The 23,998-nt window shown below is 44.5% G+C and carries 20 protein-coding genes, 1 tRNA gene and 2 pseudogenes; 16 read left to right on the forward strand and 7 right to left on the reverse strand.

Annotation, left to right across the window (positions count from 1 at the left end):
* Window positions 1–20 precede the first annotated feature (20 nt).
* Entirely contained in the window at window positions 21–1,457 is a 1,437-nt protein-coding gene (pyk, locus tag ACH19P_RS09480; RefSeq protein WP_462158339.1) for a pyruvate kinase, read from the reverse strand.
* A 440-nt stretch (window positions 1,458–1,897) separates the two neighbouring features.
* Here pyk and gndA point away from each other — a divergent pair, with 440 nt between their 5' ends.
* Entirely contained in the window at window positions 1,898–3,271 is a 1,374-nt protein-coding gene (gene gndA, locus ACH19P_RS09485) for an NADP-dependent phosphogluconate dehydrogenase (RefSeq protein ID WP_462158340.1), read from the forward strand.
* Window positions 3,272–3,352: 81 nt separating this feature from the next.
* Here the strand turns inward: gndA and ansA are convergent, their stop codons facing one another.
* Window positions 3,353–4,363 (reverse strand): asparaginase, encoded by a 1,011-nt coding sequence (ansA, locus tag ACH19P_RS09490; protein WP_462158341.1) that lies wholly within the window; start codon window positions 4,361–4,363, stop codon window positions 3,353–3,355.
* Between the two features lie 85 nt (window positions 4,364–4,448).
* Window positions 4,449–6,315: pseudogene (sppA, locus tag ACH19P_RS09495) on the reverse strand (signal peptide peptidase SppA).
* A 210-nt stretch (window positions 6,316–6,525) separates the two neighbouring features.
* Between sppA and ACH19P_RS09500 the strand changes: the two are divergent.
* From ACH19P_RS09500 to ACH19P_RS09535, 8 genes and pseudogenes are all read left to right on the forward strand, one after another.
* A complete protein-coding gene (locus tag ACH19P_RS09500; RefSeq protein WP_462158342.1) occupies window positions 6,526–8,496 on the forward strand; it encodes an FAD-dependent oxidoreductase in 1,971 nt (656 codons plus the stop codon).
* Between the two features lie 134 nt (window positions 8,497–8,630).
* Window positions 8,631–9,317, forward strand: a complete 687-nt coding sequence (locus ACH19P_RS09505) for an HvfX family Cu-binding RiPP maturation protein (protein ID WP_462158343.1) — start codon at window positions 8,631–8,633, stop codon at window positions 9,315–9,317.
* A gap of 72 nt (window positions 9,318–9,389) precedes the next feature.
* The gene (locus tag ACH19P_RS09510; RefSeq protein ID WP_462158344.1) at window positions 9,390–9,941 is read left to right on the forward strand and encodes an NAD(P)H nitroreductase; all 552 of its coding nucleotides are present in this window, start codon (window positions 9,390–9,392) and stop codon (window positions 9,939–9,941) included.
* A 182-nt stretch (window positions 9,942–10,123) separates the two neighbouring features.
* The gene (locus ACH19P_RS09515) at window positions 10,124–10,501 is read left to right on the forward strand and encodes a hypothetical protein (protein WP_462158345.1); all 378 of its coding nucleotides are present in this window, start codon (window positions 10,124–10,126) and stop codon (window positions 10,499–10,501) included.
* A 60-nt stretch (window positions 10,502–10,561) separates the two neighbouring features.
* Window positions 10,562–10,652, forward strand: a tRNA-Ser gene (locus tag ACH19P_RS09520).
* An 80-nt stretch (window positions 10,653–10,732) separates the two neighbouring features.
* Window positions 10,733–11,101: a hypothetical protein gene (locus ACH19P_RS09525; protein WP_462158346.1), complete on the forward strand. Its 369-nt coding sequence runs from the start codon at window positions 10,733–10,735 to the stop codon at window positions 11,099–11,101.
* Between the two features lie 91 nt (window positions 11,102–11,192).
* The gene (locus tag ACH19P_RS09530; protein ID WP_462158347.1) at window positions 11,193–11,810 is read left to right on the forward strand and encodes an FKBP-type peptidyl-prolyl cis-trans isomerase; all 618 of its coding nucleotides are present in this window, start codon (window positions 11,193–11,195) and stop codon (window positions 11,808–11,810) included.
* A 208-nt stretch (window positions 11,811–12,018) separates the two neighbouring features.
* Window positions 12,019–12,905, forward strand: a pseudogene (locus ACH19P_RS09535) (GGDEF domain-containing protein).
* Between the two features lie 10 nt (window positions 12,906–12,915).
* On the opposite strand, the gene ACH19P_RS09540 reads toward ACH19P_RS09535, so the two are convergent.
* Window positions 12,916–13,419 (reverse strand): DUF2062 domain-containing protein, encoded by a 504-nt coding sequence (locus ACH19P_RS09540; RefSeq protein WP_462158348.1) that lies wholly within the window; start codon window positions 13,417–13,419, stop codon window positions 12,916–12,918.
* A gap of 3 nt (window positions 13,420–13,422) precedes the next feature.
* On the opposite strand from ACH19P_RS09540, the gene ACH19P_RS09545 reads away from it, so the two are divergent.
* Genes ACH19P_RS09545 through tcdA form a run of 7 tightly spaced genes read left to right on the forward strand, consistent with a single transcriptional unit; the run spans window position 13,423 to window position 20,868 of the window.
* Window positions 13,423–15,660 (forward strand): DNA internalization-related competence protein ComEC/Rec2, encoded by a 2,238-nt coding sequence (locus tag ACH19P_RS09545; protein ID WP_462159334.1) that lies wholly within the window; start codon window positions 13,423–13,425, stop codon window positions 15,658–15,660.
* 59 nt (window positions 15,661–15,719) lie between these two features.
* Window positions 15,720–17,465 carry a lipid A export permease/ATP-binding protein MsbA gene (gene msbA, locus ACH19P_RS09550; protein ID WP_462158349.1) on the forward strand — a complete coding sequence of 582 codons (1,746 nt, stop codon included), beginning with the start codon at window positions 15,720–15,722 and terminating at the stop codon, window positions 17,463–17,465.
* Window positions 17,462–18,466: a tetraacyldisaccharide 4'-kinase gene (gene lpxK / locus ACH19P_RS09555; protein WP_462158350.1), complete on the forward strand. Its 1,005-nt coding sequence runs from the start codon at window positions 17,462–17,464 to the stop codon at window positions 18,464–18,466. The genes msbA and lpxK overlap by 4 nt, the downstream gene beginning before the upstream one ends.
* Window positions 18,467–18,664: a Trm112 family protein gene (locus tag ACH19P_RS09560; protein ID WP_462158351.1), complete on the forward strand. Its 198-nt coding sequence runs from the start codon at window positions 18,467–18,469 to the stop codon at window positions 18,662–18,664.
* Complete coding sequence (gene kdsB, locus ACH19P_RS09565; protein ID WP_462158352.1) at window positions 18,652–19,401, forward strand: 3-deoxy-manno-octulosonate cytidylyltransferase; 750 nt, start codon at window positions 18,652–18,654, stop codon at window positions 19,399–19,401. The genes ACH19P_RS09560 and kdsB overlap by 13 nt, the downstream gene beginning before the upstream one ends.
* Window positions 19,398–20,063: a TIGR01621 family pseudouridine synthase gene (locus tag ACH19P_RS09570; RefSeq protein WP_462158353.1), complete on the forward strand. Its 666-nt coding sequence runs from the start codon at window positions 19,398–19,400 to the stop codon at window positions 20,061–20,063. The genes kdsB and ACH19P_RS09570 overlap by 4 nt, the downstream gene beginning before the upstream one ends.
* A 4-nt stretch (window positions 20,064–20,067) precedes the next feature.
* On the forward strand, window positions 20,068–20,868 hold the full coding sequence (tcdA, locus tag ACH19P_RS09575) for a tRNA cyclic N6-threonylcarbamoyladenosine(37) synthase TcdA (protein WP_462158354.1): 801 nt from the start codon (window positions 20,068–20,070) through the stop codon (window positions 20,866–20,868).
* On the opposite strand, the gene ACH19P_RS09580 is transcribed toward tcdA, so the two are convergent.
* The 3 genes from ACH19P_RS09580 to ACH19P_RS09590 form a co-directional block, all read right to left on the reverse strand.
* Window positions 20,865–21,278: a SufE family protein gene (locus tag ACH19P_RS09580; RefSeq protein WP_462159335.1), complete on the reverse strand. Its 414-nt coding sequence runs from the start codon at window positions 21,276–21,278 to the stop codon at window positions 20,865–20,867. The two genes, tcdA and ACH19P_RS09580, sit on opposite strands and share 4 nt — an antisense overlap.
* Window positions 21,278–22,489, reverse strand: a complete 1,212-nt coding sequence (locus ACH19P_RS09585) for an aminotransferase class V-fold PLP-dependent enzyme (RefSeq protein ID WP_462158355.1) — start codon at window positions 22,487–22,489, stop codon at window positions 21,278–21,280. Before ACH19P_RS09585 ends, ACH19P_RS09580 begins: the two co-directional genes overlap by 1 nt.
* A gap of 114 nt (window positions 22,490–22,603) precedes the next feature.
* Entirely contained in the window at window positions 22,604–23,890 is a 1,287-nt protein-coding gene (locus ACH19P_RS09590; protein ID WP_462158356.1) for a citrate synthase, read from the reverse strand.
* Window positions 23,891–23,998 lie beyond the last annotated feature (108 nt).

The following is a 23,998-nucleotide window of genomic DNA, read 5'->3' on the forward strand; positions in this document are numbered from 1 at the left end:
CTAAAACCTATGTTAACTATTTATTGAACCGTCACAATTTTCAAGGTATTTGTGGCACCAACGGTTTCCATCATGTCACCGTGTGTCAAAATCACGGTATCACCGCTGTGTAATTCACCCAACTCAACTAAGCGAGAGAGGGCTTCTGAAGCGATAAAGTCTTTTTGATACTTGGTCGTATCGAAATAGACTGGATAAACACCACGATACAACGCAGTTTGACCTAATGTCTGTGGGTGACGGGACAATGAATAGATAGGTAAACCTGATGAAATACGTGACATCAGTTTAGAGGTGTTACCTGATTCTGTTAGGGCAACAATAGCTTTCACTGTGCCTAAGTGGTTTGCCGCATACATCGCTGAAAGAGCAATGGTTTCTGCATTATCAGCAAACATACTATCTAAGCGATGCTTCGAAACGTGTGTTTCTTTTTGCGATTCTGCACCAACACATACGCGAGCCATCGTTTGCACTGTTTGCTCTGGGTAATCACCGGCAGCGGTTTCAGCTGATAGCATGACAGCGTCTGTGCCATCAAGAACTGCGTTAGCAACATCCATAACCTCTGCACGTGTTGGCATTGGGTTGTCAATCATTGACTCCATCATTTGCGTTGCGGTGATCACAACACGATTAAGTGAGCGAGCACGGCTAATGATGGTTTTTTGCTTGCCGACAAGGGCTGCATCACCAATCTCAACGCCTAAGTCACCGCGGGCTACCATGACTGCGTCAGATGCTAAGATAATATCGTCGATAGCTTCAACAGATTCTACTGCCTCTGCACGTTCGATTTTCGCGAGTAGTTGCGCTGTAGAACCTGCTTGTTCAGCTAGCGAGCGCACATAACGCATGTCTTCGCCAGAACGAGGGAAAGACACCGCTATATAGTCAACACCGATATTCGTAGCAGTGATTAGGTCTTCTTTGTCTTTATCAGTAAATGCTGGTGCTGTTAAACCACCACCTAGACGGTTAATGCCTTTGTTATTGGATAAAACACCGCCAACAGTCACGATACAATGGACTTTATTGCCTGCAACACTGTCGACAGTCAGCTGGATTAAACCGTCGTTTAGTAACAGTAAATCACCTGTAGTAACGTCATTTGGAAGTTCTTTATAGTCGATACCTACTGCGTTGACATCACCTTCGCCTAGACCTAGTTCAGCGTCAAGAGTGAACTTAGCGCCAACTGCGAGATTTACCTTGCCTTCTTTGAAAGTAGAAACACGAATTTTTGGACCCTGTAAGTCAGCTAGAATGGCCACATGCACATTTAAACGATTAGCAATCTCACGTACATCATCAGCACGTTTTTGGTGATCTGCAGGGGTACCATGCGAAAAGTTCAAACGTACAACGTTTGCACCAGCGCGGATAATTTTTTCTAGGTTGTTGTCTCTGTCCGTAGCCGGTCCAAGGGTGGCGACTATCTTTGTACGTCTAAGCATCAAATTCTCCCGTAGGCGTAATTGCTTTATTAGCATGGTAGCAAACTCTAGTATGAATGAGACCTTGAGTTTGCATATCCTTATTATTCGTTAACACTATGTCAGCATTATGACACCGGTGTCAGGTGCAGTCAATTATGTCGCAAAACTAAAGTGGGCATCTTTATGCAAAGATTCTCAGTTAATTTGATATAATTCCAGAGCGGGGATTGAATGGCACATAGTTTCGCCTATAATGCCCGCCGTAATCAGGTTATACCCATTGTATTAAGTTGTAGTCAGACGCACGCGCACAGATGCTCACTCGTAGAGTGGATTTTATCTCAAAGCTTGAAGGATAACATCACGTTAGCGCGTATGCTCTGTTGAATTATTACAGCACATATTGATGCAATCGGTATCATTTACCAGCCATACGTTTTTACCGAGGAGGAAACTTAATGCAAGTAGCATTAGTAGGTCTGGGAGTGATGGGCAAAAATCTTGCTTTGAACTTAATCGAGAAAGGGCTCACGCTTGTCGCATATGATAAAAATCCAGACGCTGGTGAAGAATTACTAAGCTGCGCCAAAACACAAGGAACGGCTGAGCGCTTGCATATAGTCTCTGATCTTCACGATATGGTTCGTCGTTTAAAGGCGCCACGTTCTATTTTACTGCTAGTCCCAGCGGGTGAACTAGTAGATCGCGTCTGCCAAGATCTTATTGACGCTGGTGTGAGCAAAGACGACATCATCGTTGATTGTGGCAACAGTAACTACAAAGACGGTATCGCACGTAAACTTAAGTTCCAGAACAAATTCGAATTTGCCACTATGGGTATCTCAGGTGGTGCAGAAGGTGCACGTCACGGTCCTGCAATGATGGCCAGTGGTTCAGAAGGTGGCTGGGAGCGTATCGAGTCATCTATGGAAAAGGTGGCAGCTAGCTACAATGGCGAGTCTTGTTTCGCGCGTGTAGGTCAATCAGCAAGTGGCCACTTTGTGAAAATGGTGCACAATGGTATTGAGTATGCGTTGATGCAACTGATTGCTGAAATTTACCATCTTCTTCGTTTAGGTGCGGGTAAATCACCACAAGAGATAGCGGCTATTTTTGACCAATGGTCTGAAGGTGAATTGAACAGCTATCTTCTCGCTATTTCTAGCCATATTCTTAAGCTTGAGTCTCACGAAGGCACGCCACTTGTTGATTTAATTGATAACAAAGTGGGCGCGAAAGGCACGGGTCTATGGACTGCACAAAATGCTCTAGAGTTAGGAATTGCTGTTCCGTCATTAGTTGCCGCTGTACAGGCTCGTCATCTTACTAACACGGGTGACACCCATGCGGCCAAAGAAATGACTTATGCGCCAAAAGCAACAGAAAAAGTTGATTTGGACTTAGACGAATTGAAAGACGCATTCCACTTAGCAAGTTTGCTGTGTTATCGCCAAGGTCTTGCACTAATCAAAGGTGCATCTCGCGCCCATCAGTGGAAGGTCGACTTAGCAAAAACGCTACAAACTTGGCGTGCAGGTTGTATCATCCGCGCTGATTACCTTGATCAAATCGCACAAGGTGTCGAGTTTATCGATACGCTTGATACCCAAGTCAAAGCGCTACGTCGTGTTACTGGTGCAGCGGTAACAACGGGTCTAGCATTCCCAGTATTGAGTGCGACACAAAACTACCTAGCTACACTCAGCACCCCAAGTAATGGTCATCTTGTGCAAGCGCAACGTGACTACTTCGGCGAGCATGGTATCAAAACCCACAGTGGTGAAGTGTGTCATTTAACAGATTTGGCTGACATTGACGCTAAAGTTCGTTAATAATTAATTCTTTCTTAAGATAGTAAAAATGCCGCTAACAAGCGGCATTTTTTTATTCACTTAACTCTTACAAGCATCAAGCTAACGGCTTAATTCTCCACGAAGGTTATCTTGCATTAGGTGGCGAATACTTTGTGTTGATACCTTCTTGCTCAACAAATAATGCAGCTTTGTTAAACACGCCTCTAGTGTCATATCGAATCCACTGATCACACCCACATTCAATAGGGCATTACCTGTGGCATAACCACCCATGTTGACTTGGCCCTGCAAACATTGAGTCAGGTTAATGATAATTATCCCGCGTTCATTGGCTTCTTCTAATAAACATAAGAATTCATGGTTTTGTGGTGCATTACCTACACCGAAGCTTAGTAAGATGAGTGCTTTGATATCATCGTTAATGATTGAACCGACTACATCAGCGCTGATCCCAGGGTATAGGTGCAAAACTGCAATGGCTTGCGGTGTAATCCGTGACACTTGCAGGTCGTTATCAATGTAAGGGCTAAGTTGGCCCTCAAGTAAACGTATGTTGATGCCTGCTTTCGCCAGCGGTGGTAGGTTAGGCGAATCGAAGGCGTTAAATCCGTCTGCGTGAATTTTTGTAGCGCGATTGCCTCGGAATAACTGGTTGTTGAAGAATAGGCTGACTTCAGCGATAGGGTAATTAGCAGCGAGATACATGGCGTTCAGTAAATTCACCTGACCGTCTGAGCGCAACTGCGACAGGGGGATTTGTGAGCCTGTTACGATGACCGGTTTTGTAAGGTTTTCGAACATGAAAGACAGCGCAGACGCTGTGTAGGCCATGGTATCTGTACCATGTAAAACGACAAAGCCGTCATAGTCGTGATACTTGTCTTTGATATCATCGGCAATCATCTGCCAGTGCGCTGGAGACATATCAGATGAATCAATTAGGGGGCAGTATTCCTCTATATCGAATAGAGGCATTTCGTCACGGTTAAATTCAGCGCTGTTTTTAACCGTTTCGGTTAGGAAGCCTGCTGCAGGAATATAACCTTGACTCGATTTTTTCATGCCGATCGTACCGCCTGTGTAGGCGATGTAAATGCGTTTACGTTTCATAAAAAAGCCCGATAGAGAGTATCGGGCTAAGTATACAACGAGTGAAGCTACGACTTCACGTAGCAACACACTTTATTTACGAAAATTAATCCGTTACAGCGCACACTAAGCAACGCGCGTAGATACCTTCAGGGTCGTTAAAGGTTTTCAATGTTGCAACTTGTGACTGTACTTGTTCAACTAAATTGTCGAATTGCATCGCAGCACCGACAGTCGCGCTTTGTGGCGCTTTGGCACTGACTAGTGATTGCACTGTGGCACTGCCAAATAGGTTCTGGATGAAGATATCCTGAGCTGACAGCGGTTGCTCAATCAATTTCACATCGTAATGTTTAAGGCTGGCAAGGGCCGCAGCTGCTTCAATCGCTGCTTGTTTGTCACCTAATTTATCAACAAGACCTAACTCTTTTGCTTGCGTTGCAATCCACACACGGCCCTGAGCAATCTCATCAACTTCTTCAACAGATAAACCACGTGATTGAGACACAACTTCTAGGAAGCGCTTGTAGGCGTTTTCAACACTCATTTGGATAGCTTGTGCCATCTTGTCATTAAGCCCAAGGAGGATTGAAGAACCTTTAAGTTCTGTCGTTGCCACACCGTCTGAGTGAACACCTAACTGAGCGGCACTGTTTTCGAATGTCATGATGGTGCCAAATACACCGATAGAACCGGTAATTGTGCTTGGTGCAGCCCAAATTTCATTGGCGGCGCTGGCAATCCAATAACCACCAGATGCTGCTACTGAACCCATAGACGCGATTACTGGTTTACCGGCTTCTTTTAGGGCAATTACTTCACGACGGATAAGCTCCGATGCGAACATGCTGCCACCGCCTGAATCGATACGTAATACCACCGCTTTAACCATGTCGTCATTGCGCGCTTCACGAAGTAGGGCGGCTGTACTGTCACCACCAATTTCGCCCGCTTTACGATGACCATCAACAATGGTGCCTTTGGCAACGATAACTGCCACTTTTTCAGTCATTGGGTTGTCAAATACAACAGGCAGTTTGAATGAAGCAAGATAGTCATTGAAGCCTATTTGACGGAACGTTTTGCCCTCTTCATCTAAACCAACAAGAATCGATTAACTGTTGGCGCAGCTGTTGATTGTTTTTAAGTGCATCTACCCAACCATATTTTAGAGCGAACTCAGCGCTGTTACCGTCAACGGTTTCGAGTTTCGCAAGGTAACCGTCAAGCGTTTCGTCGAAGTTAGTTTTTTCGAATCCGCGCAACGCTGCAACTTCATTTTTGTACTGAGTCCAAAGGTGTGACAACCATTCTTTATTGGCTTCTTTTGCGGCTTGTGACATGTCGTTGCGAATGAGTGGTTCAACCGCCGACTTAAATGTACCCACGCGGAATACATGTTGGGTAATTTTCAATTTATCCAGTGCATCTTTGAAGTAAACTGGGTAAACACCAAAGCCCTCAATTGAAACGCCGCCATAAGGGTGAAGATTGATTTCATCTGCATGTGCTGCAAGATAATATTGACTCTGTGTGTAGTAGTAGCCAGAAGCAATAACAGGTTTGCCTTGGGCTTTGAATTCGTCAATCGCTTTGGCGATTGCATCGAGTTTATTGATGTGCGCGCCGCCAAGGTTTTGTACATTCAAAAGCATGGCTTCAATGCGCGAATCCTTAGCAGCCTTTTTGATTACAGAAACAACATCATCAACGAGGATCTCAGCGGGCTCATCTGAACCGCCCATGGACTCTGCAAGCGCGGCATCAAGTGGGTCAACATAGCGTTTTTGTTCAACTAAATAACCATTTAGGTTGAGTGTTAACACTGAGCCATCTGGCACTAATATTTCATTTTCGTCGCTGCTTATGGATGCGATGATAGCAATGATGATTGCGATGAAGATGATATTGACCACCAGACGACGGGAAAAATTAATACCATCCCAGGTGGCTTTTACTGCTTTTTTAATCAAAATCAGACCCTTACTTTTAGATTCTGCTCTACACACTGGTTAGACTTCCATATTAGCCCAAAGACTTCAAAAATTTAAACAGAAAAAAGTAACTAAGTATTTACAGCACGATTATCAACCAATCTAAGAGACAGCGAATATACTTGCTGGAGAGTCGAAAAATAGTTACTCTCAGACAGGTATGACCAGATTAACCATAAGGGGAACGCCATGCTAGAACAACCATTAAAACTGGCGCATGGAGAAATTAGGAACCGACTTGTGATGGGTTCTATGCACACCGGTCTAGAGGAAGGGTGGCACAATCGAAAACGTCTTGCTGCATTTTATGAAGAACGAGCGAAAGGCGGTGTAGGTCTCATTATTACGGGAGGTTACAGTCCAAATGTGCGGGGTAAGCTGTCTCCTTTCGCATCATCATTCAATTCTGTGTTTGATGTAGTAAAACACAAGAAATACACCGATGCTGTGCATAAACACGGTGGAAAAATTTGCATTCAACTATTGCATGCTGGTCGCTATGGGTATCATCCTTTTAGCTGCGCACCGAGTGCAATTAAATCGCCTATCACTCCTTATGCACCTAAAGAAATGTCATTGGGAATGATAAAAAATACAGTAAAGGATTTTGCTAAAAGCGCCTTGCTCGCACACAAAGCGGGGTATGATGGCGTAGAAATAATGGGCTCAGAAGGCTATCTCATTAATGAGTTCATGGCTCCACACACGAACAAACGTACTGATCAATATGGTGGTAGCAACGAAAACAGAATGCGTTTTGCCAAAGAAATAGTCTCTGCGGTTCGTGCAAAAGTACCTGACGAATTCGTTATCGTTTTCCGTTTGTCAGTGATGGATTTAGTGCCTGATGGCTCAACGAAAGATGAAGTCACAGAGCAAGCTAAAGTGTTAGCTGAAGCAGGTGTCGATATCTTCAATACAGGTATCGGTTGGCATGAAGCGCGTATTCCCACAATAGCGTCCATGGTACCACCAGGTGCCTTCAGGGAAGCTTCGTTGAGATTAAAATCAGCGACTCAAAAACCTGTTATTGCGGTAAATCGTATTAACACACCAAAAATAGCAAATGACATACTTACAGCTGGCGAAGCAGATATGGTCTCAATGGCGCGGCCTTTGCTGGCAGATCCAGATATTTTCAATAAATACGCCGACAATAAATCTGAAGAAATCAACATTTGTATCGGTTGTAATCAGGGGTGTCTCGACCACGTATTTAAAGGCCAACGTGCAACCTGCTTAGTGAATCCATTGGCAGCGTATGAATTGGACTTGGCCATTGAGCCTGCAACCAGTACGAAAAATGTGCTTGTAGTAGGGGGTGGTCCAGCTGGCTTGGCTGCAGCGATTTATCTGCGTAAGCGTGGCCACAAGGTAACCTTAATTGAGCGCTCGGATACGCTAGGTGGTCAATTCAATTTAGCGATGCGTGTGCCAGGTAAGGAAGACTTTAAACTTGCACTGAAATACTTTAGCGATGAAGTCGTTCGTCAAGGCGTAGATTTGAAAATGAACACGGAATTTAGCCACAGCATGTTAAAAGAGTATGACGATGTGGTCTTCGCATGCGGTGTATCTCCGCGTATTGCGAACTTTGAGTGTGCTGATGGTAAGCGTGTTTATCGTTACGATGAAGTGATCCGTGGTGATGTTGAAATCGGCGATAAGGTGGCCATTCTTGGCGCTGGTGGTATTGGCTTCGATATGGTTGCATTTTTGACAGAAGAAACTGACCAAAGTATCGAAAGCTTTAAGCAGCAGTGGGGCATTGAACAAGCGCCTAAACCGCATCGCACTGATAAGAAATTGTATATGCTCAAGCGCAGTGAAGGACGATTTGGTAGTACGCTTGGTAAAACAACCGGTTGGATCCACCGCCAAGTGGCTAAGATGCAGGGTGTTGAACAAATTGCCGGTTGCCAATATACGCGTTTTGATGAACAAGGTTTGCACATTACTGTTAACGGAGAATCTCGCATCCTAGATGTTGATACAGTAATAGGTTGCATAGGTCAGACATCGAACGACTCTGAACTTAAACAAGCACAAGAAACGCACATGAGCACGAAAGTCCATGTCATTGGTGGAGCAAAGCTTGCGTCAGAAATTGATGCCAAGCGCGCTATCAAAGAAGCCTTGATGGTAGCACGAGAAATTTAACCTCTTTGCAACTGGCCATTGGACAACCTCAATGTAGCCAGTTGGCTTTTGTTTCTTTTTGACTGAAATAATAAATCGGCTCGTTAGGTCTATGTGCTATACAAATAGTAAATAGATGTAATTCGAGCTTTTTTATGTTTCACCGCACCGCTAGTTTTTATGAAAATACCCTCGAGCGAATACAATTCCTTGATGGCATTCCGTCTTTGTTAATGCGATTAATACTCGCACCAGTGATGATCATCGCAGGTTACAGCAAACTTAATTTAGGTAATGACTCTCTGCCTTGGCTAGAGCGAATATTGGCTGACCCCAATGTTGTTGCTTGGTTTGGTAATGCAGACTGGGGTCTGGGACTGCCTTTCTCAGAACTGTTGGCCTTCGCTGCGGGTTGGACAGAGTTTTTGGGAGGTTGGCTGTTATTGTTAGGTTTATTCACTCGACTTGTCACTATACCCTTGATGATTACCATGATTGTGGCGATTACGATGGTTCATTGGGATTATGGCTGGTTCGCCATCACACCCACTGACACACAAACAAGTCCCGCAAAAGTATTGAACTGGATTGGTATTGAACAAGCACAAGAGAGCCTTGATAATTCTGCAGCAGCAGGTGTTCGTTTGGACTCCATAAAGGAGATTGTTGCTGAACATGGACGCCCTCAATATCTCTACGATAGAGGCAATATTGTCATACTAAACAATGGTATTGAGTTTGCGAGTATTTATTTTGTGATGCTGACGTCGTTATTTTTCGTTGGCGGCGGGCGTTTTGTTAGTCTTGATTATTTCCTTAAACCGCGCAGGCGTGCAGTTTGAATTATCGAGTGTTGATCAACGAGTTACTATGATAGTCTCTGGCTATCATAGTAACGAAGTGAAGTTCCCCCAATGCTAGCAACTGAATTATTGCTCAACAGACAATCTGACAGTCACCTTTCTTTTCCCGGGCCTAACCCCAAACAACTCGAATTAATCCAAAACGCAGCGTTGCGAGTGCCTGACCACGCAAACTTAGCACCGTGGCAATTTATCGTGCTTGAGGAAGAAAATAGAAGTCAGCTCGGCCAAATATTCGAGCAAGCTGCAATCAGCGAGGATATGGGGGAGCGCGCAGTGTCACGTGCAGCTGCATTACCGGATCGCGCACCTATGGTCATCGTCTGCATCATGAAATACAAGCCACATGAGAAAGTGCCCCGTGTAGAGCAGATAGCCAGCGCATCATGTGCTACGTTTGCAATGCAACAAGCGGCATATTCACAAGGCCTGAGTGGGATTTGGCGAACGGGCAGTTATGCGACTTCTCCTTATGTAAAGAAAGCGCTAGGATTAACTGAAGACGACGAAATAATCGGCTTCTTGTACATTGGTACACCGACTGTTGATTGTCCGAAAAAGCGTCGACATGACATAGCACAGTTCTTTAGCCACTCTCTTTAATAGCTCGCCTAAAAAGCCTCACCTAAGTGGGGCTTTTTTGTCATCCTAGATTAATGTCCTCCTTGTTATTGTATCTTTTTGATCACTAATTTCGCTTTGGTGGTTTTTTAACTGAACAAATTTTGTTAGGGTAAGTTTTGTACAGAATTGTAATCAACAAAATAATAAGAAGATAAGAATCAATGGGTAACTTGTTCTTAAGAGAAAAAGAGCGTTGGGGCTTATGGACATTCTGGGGCGTTTTAGGAGCGTTGCTCACCACTTACGTTGCAATGGCAACGAAAGCACCATTATTTATTACTCTTGGCGCGATGAGTGTCGTTGTGGTGGTTTCCAGCTGGATGATGTATTCCAAGCGATATGATTTTTTACGGGCGTTAAAAGTAACGGCCTATGTACTGGGTGTTTCAGTATTGCCAGCATTGACCTTGGTTATCATACCAGCGAGTAAGCAAAATCGTGGTGAATTGCTTATGCAGAGCGCTTTGTTTGCTATCGTGGCATTAATTGGTTGTGTTATTTGTGCATTCATTGCCAAGCGACCGAAACAATATTATTGAATTAATTGGCGTTTATGGTCTTTACATTGCCATAGAAAACCTCTAACATGCGCGCCATTCGGAGAGATGGCTGAGTGGTTGAAAGCACCGGTCTTGAAAACCGGCATACGTTAATAGCGTATCTAGGGTTCAAATCCCTATCTCTCCGCCACCTCATTCTAAAAACCGCCCTCGAGGCGGTTTTTTCGTTATAGTGATGTCTCTTTTTTAACTATCAATGGAGTTCGTACAATGGCGGCACCGATGCGTATCTTTTTTTGGTTTGCACTGGCATTTTTTTACGCGATGAGTCTTGATGTTATTAATGCGATGGCTATCGATGCCCAGCTCGACACGCTTCCCACTCTGGCCGGCTTCGCAGTGTTTAATGCCTTAGTGGCTCATCTTATAGCGAAATATGAAACACAACTATCGGCTTTATGCGCATTACTCACGGGGTGTTTTGGCGTTATTGTATTTGGTGTAATGATATGGCCTTGGTTTGCACACATGCCGATGTGGTTATGGGCCTATCTCATCGTGTCATTGGTCGTGTTTACTTGGCTTGCGCCTATATTGGCGAAGAAAATGGCCAAATTATCTGCAAAAGAGTCAAATTAATTACTGAAATTCTTCATCAACCTGACGTTCACTAGGGAGTATGTTACCCTGTGTGCGAATTTTGTATTTTAAATAAAAGATGGACGACTTTATGTCTGATAAATTTTCGACTAACGCTGATAAAGCGAGCTACGGTATTGGTTTACAAATGGGTGAGCAACTTAAAGCTAATCCATTCGAAGGTTTGAACCTTAATTCTGTATTCGAAGGCATGAAAGATGCTTTCACTGGTGATAGCTTCCAAGTAGAGATCCCAGAAATTCAAGCTGCATTCGAAGAAATTAACGCTGAAATTCAAAAGCGTCGTGAAGAAGAAGCAAAAGTATTAGCGGCTGAAGGCGACGCTTTCCTTGCTGAAAATGCGAAGCGTGCTGAAGTCACTGTTACTGAGTCTGGCCTTCAATTCGAAGTTATCGAACAAGGCGAAGGCGAAAAGCCAACTGCTGAATCAACAGTCCGTACGCACTACCACGGAACATTGATCAACGGCACAACATTTGACAGCTCATATGAGCGCGGTCAGCCTGCAGAATTCCCTGTTGGCGGCGTAATCAAAGGTTGGACAGAAGCGCTACAAATGATGCCAGCTGGTTCTAAATGGCGTTTATACATCCCTCATGACCTAGCGTACGGTGAGCGTGGTGCGGGTGCAGCGATTGCTCCTTACTCAACACTTATCTTTGATATCGAGCTACTTGATATCCTATAAGTGAAAGCCATTATCTGACACGCAGGTGATGGTTTTTAATGTGTCGCTCCGCTAACAAGTGGGGCGATTTTTTTGCTTGTTACTACCAATTCTTTTCACACATAACGATACTCTCTTTGCTTTTATCTCGCGTTCCTCATTTGTCATAGATATATTTTGGGTACTATTCTTTGCATTATGTTATCTGTCATCCAATGGCGGGGTGGTTGTGCACGAGCATATTTTCAAAGCGATAATTGAAAACAATTGTGATGCCGTTGTCATCGCAGATCTACATGATGGTATTGTCTTTTGGAACAGTGCAGCGCAACGGATGTTTGGTTTCCAGTTTGATGAAGTCAAAGGCAAAGATCCTCATGATTTATTGACTGTTCCGAGTAATCGCGATTTTGCGAAGCATTCAAAGCAAGTGTATCTAAATACACGCAAGTCGAATATTTTCGGCGACTTCATTCGCCTTAAAGCCTTGACGAAAGATAACACTGAGCTGGATGTTGACTTGCAGATAAACGCCATTGAACAAGACGGCAAAACCTACATTTACACCTTCATACGAGACGTGTCTGAACTTGTCCAACTGGAGAGAAAAACTGAACATTTGCTCAACACCGATGGGTTGACGCAAATAAAGAATCGTTATCACTTTACCAATGATATGGAGTGGCTGGTTGAGCGCAGTCGACAGTACACAACGCCGTTGAGTATTGGCATTATCGATATCGACCACTTTAAATCTATCAACGATAACTACGGACATCTCGCAGGTGATCATGCACTTCGAGAATTTGCCAGAATTGTTTCAGAGCAATTATGCCCTCGAGCGCTGTTTGCAAGGTTAGGGGGGAAGAGTTCGCAGTCGCATTCCCAGACACATATTGCTATGAAGCTGTGCAAGCTGTTGAAAATGTGCGTCAACATGTTGAGAAACAAGTCATCGTGTTTGACCAAATTCAGTTTACGCTGACATTTAGCTGTGGCTTAGCGAGTTTAAAAGGGGCAGCATGTAATTTAGGCACGCTCTTGAGAGATGCGGACAAGGCTCTATATGAAGCAAAAGAACAAGGAAGAAATAGAACGATATTATTTCATCAATAACTGAGGGTTACTAACGGCGAGCGTTCCATGCTTTTCTGACGCTACGGCGCCATAAAACGTCCACTAGTACGAAGCCGAGTAGTGCGGCAACAGCACCACACACGACTGAGCCGAGCAAAAATGCGGGACCGATGGTTGTGAGGCTATCGCTTAGCCACTGCCAGCTTGGTTCAAAATAGAATTCTTGCTGAGGGTGGCCAAGAATCCATGTGCCGACTAAATATGAAAAATAGAAAATTGGGGGCATCGTAAGCGGATTTGTAATCCAAACCAACGCAATAGAAAGAGGTAAATTTACGCGAAATGGAATCGCGACAGCAGCCGAAAGCAGCATTTGAAAAGGAACAGGGATGAACGCAAAAAACAAACCAACGGAAAACGCTCCTCGTGCAGAACGTCTATTTAAGTGCCAAAGATTGGCATCGTGCAACAGTCGCCCAAAAATACGCAGAGATTTAATCTGCTTTATTTTATTGTGATCGGGTAAGAACCGTTGAATGGTTTTCTTCGCCATTTGATGGGGCCCTGTACATCTAGTGCGGTGTGCAGTGGGTTTTCATTCGGCTGTATTTTGTCACTTTTCACCCCGTCACCGCTAGCACTTTTTACAATAATAGTGATATTGGTCATTATTCGTATCAATAACGGTTATTTATTCGGCTACTTACGTTTTTGCGTTTTGGGAATCGTATACACAATAGCCTATTTTTATATTTTTTTTCACTGGCATGGTCCTGAAATAGATAATAGTGAGCGTGACGTCGTTGCTGTAGTAGAAACATTTAACAATCTCGACAATCAGGTATTTGTCACCGCACGGTTAAAGTCTATTACCAATTACACTGTCCCTTCATATCAAACGTTTCGTGTCTCTTTAGGGCTACAGGGGACCCATGTGCTGCACAGCGGTGATGTATTGAAATTCACCACGCGAGTCCGAAAAAAGGTATGGCGAGTCAATTTTGATGTGAGAGACTCTCGCATCTACGGCTTTACACATAGGTTAGTGTTTGTAGCGTCAACGCCTAAATCATTACAAATCGACGCTATGGAACGAGAAAATGTGCGCGATAGGTACAAGTTGTGGCTAGACGAGAAGTTGGAACAGTTCAGACTGTCGGGCGTGTTCAAGGCGCTTCTTAGTGGCGACCGTGATGACATAACGCTGCAGCATCTCACGATGTTGAAACATACGGGCACAAGTCATTTAATTGCCATCTCTGGATTACACATAGCCTTGTTGTTTGGTTTTTGTTTTTACATTTTAAAAGCGATCACCTATTTGTTAGCTCACTTAGTGTGTAAGCGAATATATCAACAGCAACATACAAACATTTTCTTGAGTCTAATGGCTGTCATATTGTGTGGTGTGTTTGTTTTTCTATGTGACTTTCCCGTGAGTGCACAGCGAGCTTGGATTATGTTGAGTGTGTTCACCTTTATGTACTTCAGTCACAACCAATATAGCCTGCTTAAAAGTCTGCTAGTCGCGTTTTGCGCCGTATTGGTATTTAATCCATTTGCGTTGCTTGAAGTTGGTATGTGGCTTTCATTTTGTGCCGTCGCAGTCATTTTTGTCACTTTAGTGCACACGCAAGGTCGAACGGTGTTTACACGTTATTTGCTGGTGCAATTAAGCTTGTTTGTTGCTTTGGCGCCGTTAAGTTTTTGGGCGTTTAACGGCGTCTCGATAGTCTCGCCGATAGCCAATTTGATTTTGGTTCCGGCCGTGAGTTTTATATTGTTGCCCTTATTGCTTCTCAATGTCATTTGTGGATTTTCAACGCCGTTTGTGTACCTATTGAACTGCGTCGATATGTGTTTAAGCGGTATTTTTAAATCTTTGGCACCTTTGGAACAGATGATTTGGTTGGACTTCGGTCAACTCCCTTTATGGGGGGTAATTGTCATATATGTTGTGAGTGTGTTGTGTGTATATATTCGTACTTTGATTCCCGTTGTTTATGCAGTGAGTCTGTTGTTCACCTATGGAATATGTACAACACTTGGTCAACCAAAATGGCGTGTGGATGTATTGGATGTTGGCCATGGTTTGAGTGTTGTAGTGAGCGCGGATCAAACGGCAATTGTGTATGATTTGGGCGCACGCTATTTTGACCAGTACTCTATTGTAAAAAACACCTTGTTGCCCCATATCGAAGCAAGGAGTTTAACAGTAGAGCACACGATCATTTCGCACAGCGACAATGACCACAGTGGTGGCTTTACACACTGGATAGACGCAGGATTTGGCGAGACCTTAATGTTATTTCATCCCCAAAGCGCACCACCATGTCAGAGGCAATCACTGCGTTGGCATGGGTTGCAAGTTGAGGTTTTGTGGCCTGATGCTTGGCAAGAGTCGGACAACGCAAGTTCCTGCGTAGTGTATATTACAGATGGTATTCATTCTGTGTTGTTACCTGGCGATATTGGTGCACACGAAGAACAACGTATCGTTGCGCAAGGAAGTTTACCGCAAATAGATGTGGTAATTAGCCCACATCACGGTAGCAAAACGTCCTCCAGCGAGCAGTTTGTAGAGACTGTAAACGCAACTCATGTTGTCCATTCCAGTAGCAACCGTTATGGGTGGCAAATGCCGCACCCAAGTGTTTTTAGTCGTTACCAGGAGCAAAACGCGCAGCAGTGGTTAACAAAACACCACGGCGGGATAAAAGTGGCGTTCTATACTGACAACATTGTGGTGCAAAGTGCAAAACAACAGAAAAAATATTGGTTTATCACCGATTAAGTTTTGTTTTTAAGCCCACGCAGATACAATATCCGATAACGCGTTCATTTGAGAAGATTATGCAAGAAAGCGCTACAAATACATATAAACGCCTATTGGGCTATGTAAAAGATTTTAAGTCCGCAGCAATTGTTGCTGTGGTAGGTATGTTGGGTTATTCAGCAATGGACGCCACCTTTGTGTGGTTGATGCAGCCCTTTATCGACGATGGTTTAACTGACAGAAATAGTACAGTTCTTACGTGGGCGCCTTATGTGGTTATCGCGTTAGTCATTGGCCGTGGGACATTTAACTTTCTTTCAAGCTATTGCCTCGCTTATGTCGGTTCGCAGGTTGTGCGTTCATTGCGCCAAGACTTATTCACACATATGCTAAATTTGCCCGTCAGTTTCCATGATAATCATTCTAACGGCGAACTTATTTCTAAAATCACCTTTGATACAGAACAAGTACAACAAGCGATTACAAAAGCCTTGTTGGTGCTGGTAAGAGAGGGTGCTTATGTCGTGTTTTTGCTGGTTGTTATGTTCAGCGCAAGTTGGAAGTTATCACTCATATTTCTTGTTATTACACCTATAGTTGCTGTGATTGTCGGCGTAGTTTCAAAGCGTTTTCGTAAAATCTCGAAGAATATACAAAACGCCATGGGTGATGTAACGCGTTGCTCCGAGCAGATGCTCTCTGGTCACAAAGTCATCCATGGTTTTAACGGTCAACAACAAGAAACAGAACGTTTCGCTCGCGTCAACAATATTAATCGTCTCCAACGAGTCAAAATGGATGCCACAAAAGCGTTGAGTGTATCCGTAATACAAATACTTGCAGCGTCTTCAATGGCCGTCATTTTAGTGTTGATTTCGATGCCTGGAATGATTGATGCCATAACGTCTGGAACCTTTGTAACCCTTATCTCATCGATGATGTTGATGTTGCGTCCACTTAAGCAGTTGTCAAACGTAAACAGTGAATTGCAACGCGGTATTGCAGCGGCACAAAGTATCTTTGCTGTGCTCGATACAGAAGTAGAAAAAGACACAGGCACGGTGGTCATTGAAAAGGCCAAAGGGCGTATTGAAGTTTTCGACCTCAACTTTACTTACCCAAGTGTAAGTGAACCAGTACTAAAAGGGCTCAACCTGACAATCGCCGCCGGCGAGAAAATAGCCTTGGTAGGGCGTTCGGGCTCTGGCAAATCGACACTGTCGAACTTGTTACCTCGTTACTATGATGTTACTGAACGCGAAGCGATAAAGCTCGATGGCGAGCCTCTAGATACCTATACGCTTAAAAGCTTACGTCAGCAATTCGCAATCGTTTCTCAACAAGTTGTTTTGTTTAATGACACCATCGCTAACAATATTATGTATGGATTAGAAACGCCGTTAAGTGAAGCTGAGTTAATCGAAGTAGCCAAAAAAGCACATGTCTGGGAATTTGTAAAAGAGTTACCGGATGGCCTGCAAACGACGGTAGGTGAAGATGGTGTCATGCTCTCTGGTGGTCAACGTCAGCGTATCGCAATCGCACGTGCAATTGTAAAAGACGCGCCGATTTTAATACTAGACGAGGCAACTTCTGCTTTGGATACCGAGTCTGAAAAGCTCATTCAAAATGCCCTAGAGTCTTTGATGGCGGATAAAACGGCGATCATCATCGCTCACCGTTTATCTACGATTGAGCAGGCAGACTGTATTTATGTGCTGGATAAAGGGCAAATTATTGAGCAGGGCACACATACTCAGCTTTTAGAACAAGATGGTACCTACGCCGCACTTGCAAAAATGCAACAAGGCGAGGCAGGATGAGTCAAGACCAAAGCAACACGCACAGGGGAGTTGCACAGCGTTTAGAGGCTTCATGGTTTAAACCCGTGGGAATGTTAGCGATTATTATGTGGCCACTGAGCTTCATATTTTGGCTTATCAGTGCAATGAATCGATGGCTATTTCGTGTTGGGATCAAAAAGAGCTATCGCAGCCACGTGCCGGTCATTGTCATTGGCAATATCAGTGTGGGCGGCAATGGTAAAACGCCCATGGTTATCTATTTAGCTGAATTGTTAAAACGCCAAGGTAAACGGGTAGGAGTTATTTCTCGCGGTTATGGTAGTCAACCACCTGTTACGCCTTTTGAGGTAAACCCACTCACCTCTACTGATGTCGGTGGTGATGAGCCTGTATTATTGGCGAAACGTACGCGTTGTCCTGTTGTCATTGGTGGTAACAGAAGAGCCAGTATCGAACATTTGGTGTCCGAGCATCAAATTGATGTCATTCTTAGCGACGACGGTTTGCAGCACTATGCTCTGGAGCGTGACATCGAGTTATGTATTATCGATGCAAAAAGAAAACATGGTAATGGTTTACTTATTCCTGCAGGCCCCTTGCGTGAAGGCAAGTGGCGGTTAAACAAGGTTGATTTGGTGGTTTTTAATGGCGAACACCAAGAGGGCTGTGCGTATCAACTAGCGGTCTCTGGTTTATTTAATGTTGCTAACGAACAGCCGTTAGTGCCGCCATTTTTGCCCGGTGTTGCACTCAGTGCAATCGGTAATCCACAACGCTTTTACGATAGTTTACGCGCTCATCAGGTCGCTGTTACCAAAACGTATCATTTTCGCGATCATCACAAATTTGTTCGTGAGGATATTCCAGCAGACGAGGTCGTGTATATGACCGAAAAAGATGCGGTAAAATGCAGCGCGTTTGCGCATGAGCAATGTTATTATTTACGAGTTGATGCCAAGCCCAACGAACAGCTTGAGCAACAACTAACAAAATTATTGAAAGATAAAGGGGTGCTATAAATGGCATTTGATACCAAGCTGCTTGAAATCATTGCGTGTCCTGTATGTAAGGGCAAATTGCAATTTGACAAAGAGAATCAAGAACTAATCAGTACAGCAGCGAAACTTGCTTACCCAATCCGCGATGATATTCCTGTACTGCTTGAAAACGAAGCCAGGGAATTGAGCAGCGAAGAGGTAGAGAAGTGGAATTCGTAGTCATTATTCCCGCGCGTTACGCGTCAACGCGACTACCCGCTAAACCTTTAGCGGATATAAACGGCAAGCCGATGATCCAGCATGTGTATGAACGTGCTTTGGAATCCGGTGCGAAAGCCGTTTTTATTGCAACTGATCATCCCGATGTTTATGACGTGTGTGTGGGTTTTGGCGCTGAGGTTGTTATGACTCGTGAAGACCATCAATCGGGCACAGAGCGTCTCGCTGAGGTGGTGGAAACATTGCAGTTGAGCGATGACGCGCTGGTGGTTAATGTGCAGGGTGACGAACCTTTGTTAGCACCAGAGAATGTGAGCCAGGTAGCGAAACTACTTGATGGCAACGACGCACCGATGGCAACACTGTCGACACCCATAATCGACATTGAAGAAGCATTAAACCCCAATGCAGTGAAAGTGGTGAGCAATACAGATAACAACGCCCTGTATTTTTCACGCGCAACCATCCCTTATCATCGCGACGCATTGCTAGCGAAGCAATGTGAGCTTGATATTAGCCATATGCAACGCCACATCGGCATTTACGCCTATCGAGCAGGATTTATTAGTCAGTATATTGAGCTAACACCATCGCCGATAGAAAAGTTAGAATCCCTTGAGCAACTGCGTGTATTGCATCATGGCTATACCATAAAAATTGCCCAGGCACACCACGTTCCAGCAGCAGGAGTGGATACGCCGGCTGATTTACAGCGTGTGATAGCGACGTTGCAATGAGTGTGTTGCAAGTCATTGCACACGAAGATGATTTCGTTGTAATCAACAAGCCAGCGGGTTTGAACTTTCACAGTGAAGACGGCGAAGCTGGGCTTGTTGCACTTGCTACTGAGCAACTTGGGCTCGACTTTTTCCCAGTCCATCGCCTTGATAAAGTGACTTCCGGTTTGGTAGTGTTGCCGACTCGCTCTGATGTCGCTGCGACATTTACGCAAATGTTCGCCGCGCGACAGGTCGACAAGTTTTATCTTGCCCTGAGCGATGCCAAGCCGAAAAAGAAGCAAGGTTGGGTCAAAGGCGATATGGATAAAGCCCGTAGAGGCGCCTATAAGCTGCTAAAAAGCAGCGAAAACCCCGCCATTACCCGGTTTTATTCTTATTCGTTAGCTCCCAAGATGCGGGGTTTTGTGCTCAAGCCTTACAGCGGTAAAACCCATCAACTAAGAGTGGCTATGAAGTCATTATCTGCCCCAATATTAGGGGATAGTCTCTATGGTGGAAGTGAAGCAGATCGTACCTATTTGCATGCTTATGCATTAGAATTTCAGTATAAACAACAGCGATTTCAATTTTGTGCCGCCAATGTTGAGGGGGATATGAGCCCTTATCTTCTGCAATTGGCGCAACAATGTGATAATCAACCCTGGCAGTTAGATTGGTAGTTATATGACTCAGGATTATGAACTTAGATTTGGTGGTATCGGCCGCCTGTATGGTCAACAACAGACACAATGGTTAAGTGAGGCGCACTTTTGCGTTATTGGCATTGGCGGTGTTGGCAGTTGGGTAGCAGAGGCGCTTGCACGCACGGGGGTTGGTCAATTAACCCTTATTGACTTAGATGATATCTGTGTCACCAATAGCAATCGTCAAATTCACGCCAACAAACAAACCGTAGGTGAAGCTAAAGTTGATGCAATGAAAACGCGTTGTGAGTTGATTAACCCTGAAATAATCGTCAATGTCATTGATGATTTCATTACCTTGGATAACTACCGTGAGCACATTCAAGGCTTTGACTACGTGATTGATGCCATCGATGCGGTAAAAGAAAAGGCGGCGCTGATTGCACATTGCAAACGCAATAAAATCCCGGTGATCACCACAGGCGGTGCGGGTGGTCAGACTGACCCGAGTGAAATTAAATTTGGCGACGTAGCAAAGACCACTCATGACCCATTGTTGGCAAAAGTTCGGTATATTCTGCGCAACCAATATAATTTTAGTAAAAATCCTAAACGTAAGTTCGATGTGGATTGCGTTTACTCGACTGAGCAGCTTGTTTATCCCGATGGGCGCGGGCAGGTGTGCAAAGCTAAACAAAGCGCAGATTCGAGCATGAACATGGATTGCGCCACCGGTTTTGGCTCGGCAACTATGGTAACGGGAACGTTCGGCTTTTTTGCCGCGGCGAAGGCTGTGCGTAAATACTTAGATAGGCGAGCTCGATTGCAGCACACAAATTAATTGTGCTGCTGTGCAAACTGATTGATTTTTTGCACAATGGCTTTGATGCCGTTACCGCGAGAAGGGCTGAGGTGTTTGAGCAAACCTAGCTCTTCAAATTCTTGCTCCGCATTGATGGCTGTTACCTCTGCAGGGGTTTTACCCTGATACATGCTTAAGATAATAAACAATAAACCTTTGACAATACGGGTGTCTGAATCTGCGATGATCACAAGATTGTCTTCACCTTGGTCAAAATCAATATACATCCACACGTTACTCTCACAGCCGGAGACTTTAGCATCATCGACTTTTAGCTCACTGGTCATCACAGGTAACTTTTTACCAAGTAACATGAGTTCACGGTAACGTTGCTGCCACGCACCGAGGGCTACAAACTCTTGTTTTAACGATTCATAGTTGTTTGCAATCACGCCATCATCTCCAGAGTATTACTGAGTGCATTGATAAATATATCGATATCGTTTTTATCGTTATAAAACGCCAGACTGACGCGTACTGTACCATTGATACCCAGTGCAGCCATGAGCGGCTGAGCACAGTGGTGGCCATGACGCACGGCAACACCTTCCAGATCAAGCAAGGTTGCTAGGTCGAAAGGATGCTCACCGTCAATAACGAAGCTGACTGTGCCGATATTATGTTCCATGTCACCCAGTAATCGTACTTGCTCAAAACCGGCAAGCTTTACCTTTAAGTGGTCAAATAAGTCTTGTTCATGGGCCAGTAATTCACTTTTATCGAGTGCGTTGAGGTAATCGATTGCAGATGCAAAGCCCAAAATACCGCCAATATTAGGTGTGCCAGTTTCAAATTTACTCGGTGGTGGATTGAAAGTGGTTTCTTCGATGGTGACCTTGGTCACCATTTCTCCGCCGCACTGAAACACATCCAACATTTCCAGCATATCATACCGTCCGTAAAGACCACCGACGCCCGTTGGCCCAAGGCATTTGTGCGCAGAAAATACGAAAAAATCGCAGTCTAGCTTTTTAACATCAGGGCGCAAATGCAAAAGAGACTGAGCTCCGTCAACTAAAGTAAACGTTCCGAGCTGTTTTGCCTTTGTAATAAATTGTCGCACTGGCTGAATATTACCCAGAGCGTTCGAGGCATGGCTAATTGCCAATACTTTCGGTTTCAATTGTTCAATCAATGTGATGGATTCAGCGACTTTTAACACGCCTTTTTCGTCAATTGGCAACGCTTTAACTACGGCACCTGTGCGCTTGGCTAGTTGTTGCCAGGGAACGATATTGGCGTGATGCTCAAGGTGCGAAATGAGGATGATATCGCCTTTACCAATATGAGGAGTCAATCCATAAGCGACTAGGTTAATGGATTCAGTCGCACCTTTGGTCCACACCAGCTCATTTGCATTGCAGTTAATAAAGCGGCTGACTTTGGTCCTCGCGTCTTCATAGGCCCTCGTTGCTGATTGGCTTAGGCGGTGCGCACCACGATGTACATTGGCATTTTCTTCACTGTAAAAGCGGTTGAGTGTGTCGATAACGCATTGTGGCTTTTGACTTGTCGCTGCAGAGTCCAAATACACCAATTGGTTTTGGGCATGGTGGGCTAGGGCAGGAAAGTCTTTGCGAATGGTATCGATATCGAACATAACTAAGGGCTAATACAGATGAGCTGAGTGTGGCGAATATTGTAGAGATTTGCTTTGAAATGGCAATAAAAAAGGCCGCTAAAATAGCGGCCTTCTTGAATATTCTAAGCGTGATTAACGCTTGTCAGTCGATACGTAATCACGCTTTGTCGCGCCTTTGTATAACTGACGTGGACGGCTGATCTTGTGACCAGGCTGAGACAGCATTTCATCCCAGTGTGAGATCCAACCAACAGTGCGCGCCATTGCAAAGATTACAGTGAACATGCTTGTTGGGATACCAATTGCCTTAAGAATGATACCTGAGTAGAAGTCAACGTTCGGGTATAGCTTCTTCTCAACGAAGTATGGGTCTTCTAGGGCAATTTGCTCAAGACGCATTGCTACATCTAGAAGTGGATCTTCGATGTTTAATTCTTTTAGTACTTCGTGACATGTTTCACGCATTACCGTAGCACGAGGGTCGAAGTTCTTATAAACACGGTGACCGAAGCCCATTAGACGGAACGGGTCGTTCTTGTCTTTCGCTTTCGCAATGTACTCGTCGATGTTGTCAACTGAACCGATTTGCTTGAGCATGTTCAAACATGCTTCGTTAGCGCCGCCGTGCGCAGGACCCCAAAGTGATGCGATACCCGCAGCGATACACGCGTAAGGATTAGCGCCAGAAGAACCAGCGATACGCACTGTTGACGTCGAAGCATTTTGTTCGTGGTCAGCGTGAAGCATAAAGATACGGTCCATTGCTTTGGCAAGCGTTGGACTTACTTTGTACTCTTCTGACGGTACAGAGAACATCATGTGTAGGAAGTTTTCTGCATAGCTTAAGTCGTTACGTGGGTATACGAATGGTTGTCCAATCGTATATTTGTAAGCCATTGCTGCGATAGTAGGCAGTTTCGCTACTAGACGGATTGCACTGCGCTTGCGCTGTGCTGGGTCAGAAATATCAAGGTCTTGGTGGTAGAAAGAAGACATCGCGCCAACCACACCACACAGCATTGCCATTGGGTGTGCATCAACTCGGAAACCTTGGAAGAAGGCTGCCACTTTTTCGTGCACCATTGTGCTTAGCGTGATTGACTTTGAAAACTTCTCAAGTTCAGCTTCAGTAGGTAACTCGCCGTTAAGAAGTAAGTAGCAAAGTTCTACATAGTTTGAGCTTTCAGCTAATTGATCAATCGGGTAACCACGGTGTAGAAGTACACCTTTAGCACCGTCGATATAGGTGATAGATGAGTCACAAGAGCCAGTTGACATGAAACCTGGGTCATAAGTGAAATAACCGTGTGAACCCAAGGTACGGACGTCAATAACGTCCTGACCCGCTGTGCCTTCATAAATTGGAAGCTCAATTGGGTCGTGTCCATCGATATGAACTGTGGCTTTCTTATCTGCCATCTATTTATCTCCTAATAAAAACAACAGCCGACGCTGTCATCATGATACTAATGTTAAGCAAATTCCGATCATTCTAACGTACAAGAGGGGTAGAAAGTCAATTTTAAT

This window comes from Pseudoalteromonas sp. GB56, from assembly GCF_054923835.1.

What these genes read in the sequence shown, in the direction of transcription:
- ACH19P_RS09560 (WP_462158351.1), top strand. Translation starts at nt 18,467, where the DNA reads ATGGCATTTGATACCAAGCTGCTTGAAATCATTGCGTGTCCTGTATGT.
- ACH19P_RS09545 (WP_462159334.1), top strand. Translation starts at nt 13,423, where the DNA reads ATGGGGCCCTGTACATCTAGTGCGGTGTGCAGTGGGTTTTCATTCGGC.
- ACH19P_RS09530 (WP_462158347.1), top strand. Translation starts at nt 11,193, where the DNA reads ATGTCTGATAAATTTTCGACTAACGCTGATAAAGCGAGCTACGGTATT.
- ACH19P_RS09525 (WP_462158346.1), top strand. Translation starts at nt 10,733, where the DNA reads ATGGCGGCACCGATGCGTATCTTTTTTTGGTTTGCACTGGCATTTTTT.
- ACH19P_RS09570 (WP_462158353.1), top strand. Translation starts at nt 19,398, where the DNA reads ATGAGTGTGTTGCAAGTCATTGCACACGAAGATGATTTCGTTGTAATC.
- lpxK (WP_462158350.1), top strand. Translation starts at nt 17,462, where the DNA reads ATGAGTCAAGACCAAAGCAACACGCACAGGGGAGTTGCACAGCGTTTA.
- ACH19P_RS09505 (WP_462158343.1), top strand. Translation starts at nt 8,631, where the DNA reads ATGTTTCACCGCACCGCTAGTTTTTATGAAAATACCCTCGAGCGAATA.
- ACH19P_RS09500 (WP_462158342.1), top strand. Translation starts at nt 6,526, where the DNA reads ATGCTAGAACAACCATTAAAACTGGCGCATGGAGAAATTAGGAACCGA.
- pyk (WP_462158339.1), bottom strand. Translation starts at nt 1,457, where the DNA reads ATGCTTAGACGTACAAAGATAGTCGCCACCCTTGGACCGGCTACGGAC.
- ACH19P_RS09515 (WP_462158345.1), top strand. Translation starts at nt 10,124, where the DNA reads ATGGGTAACTTGTTCTTAAGAGAAAAAGAGCGTTGGGGCTTATGGACA.
- ACH19P_RS09540 (WP_462158348.1), bottom strand. Translation starts at nt 13,419, where the DNA reads ATGGCGAAGAAAACCATTCAACGGTTCTTACCCGATCACAATAAAATA.
- msbA (WP_462158349.1), top strand. Translation starts at nt 15,720, where the DNA reads ATGCAAGAAAGCGCTACAAATACATATAAACGCCTATTGGGCTATGTA.
- ansA (WP_462158341.1), bottom strand. Translation starts at nt 4,363, where the DNA reads ATGAAACGTAAACGCATTTACATCGCCTACACAGGCGGTACGATCGGC.
- ACH19P_RS09590 (WP_462158356.1), bottom strand. Translation starts at nt 23,890, where the DNA reads ATGGCAGATAAGAAAGCCACAGTTCATATCGATGGACACGACCCAATT.
- ACH19P_RS09510 (WP_462158344.1), top strand. Translation starts at nt 9,390, where the DNA reads ATGCTAGCAACTGAATTATTGCTCAACAGACAATCTGACAGTCACCTT.
- gndA (WP_462158340.1), top strand. Translation starts at nt 1,898, where the DNA reads ATGCAAGTAGCATTAGTAGGTCTGGGAGTGATGGGCAAAAATCTTGCT.
- ACH19P_RS09585 (WP_462158355.1), bottom strand. Translation starts at nt 22,489, where the DNA reads ATGTTCGATATCGATACCATTCGCAAAGACTTTCCTGCCCTAGCCCAC.
- tcdA (WP_462158354.1), top strand. Translation starts at nt 20,068, where the DNA reads ATGACTCAGGATTATGAACTTAGATTTGGTGGTATCGGCCGCCTGTAT.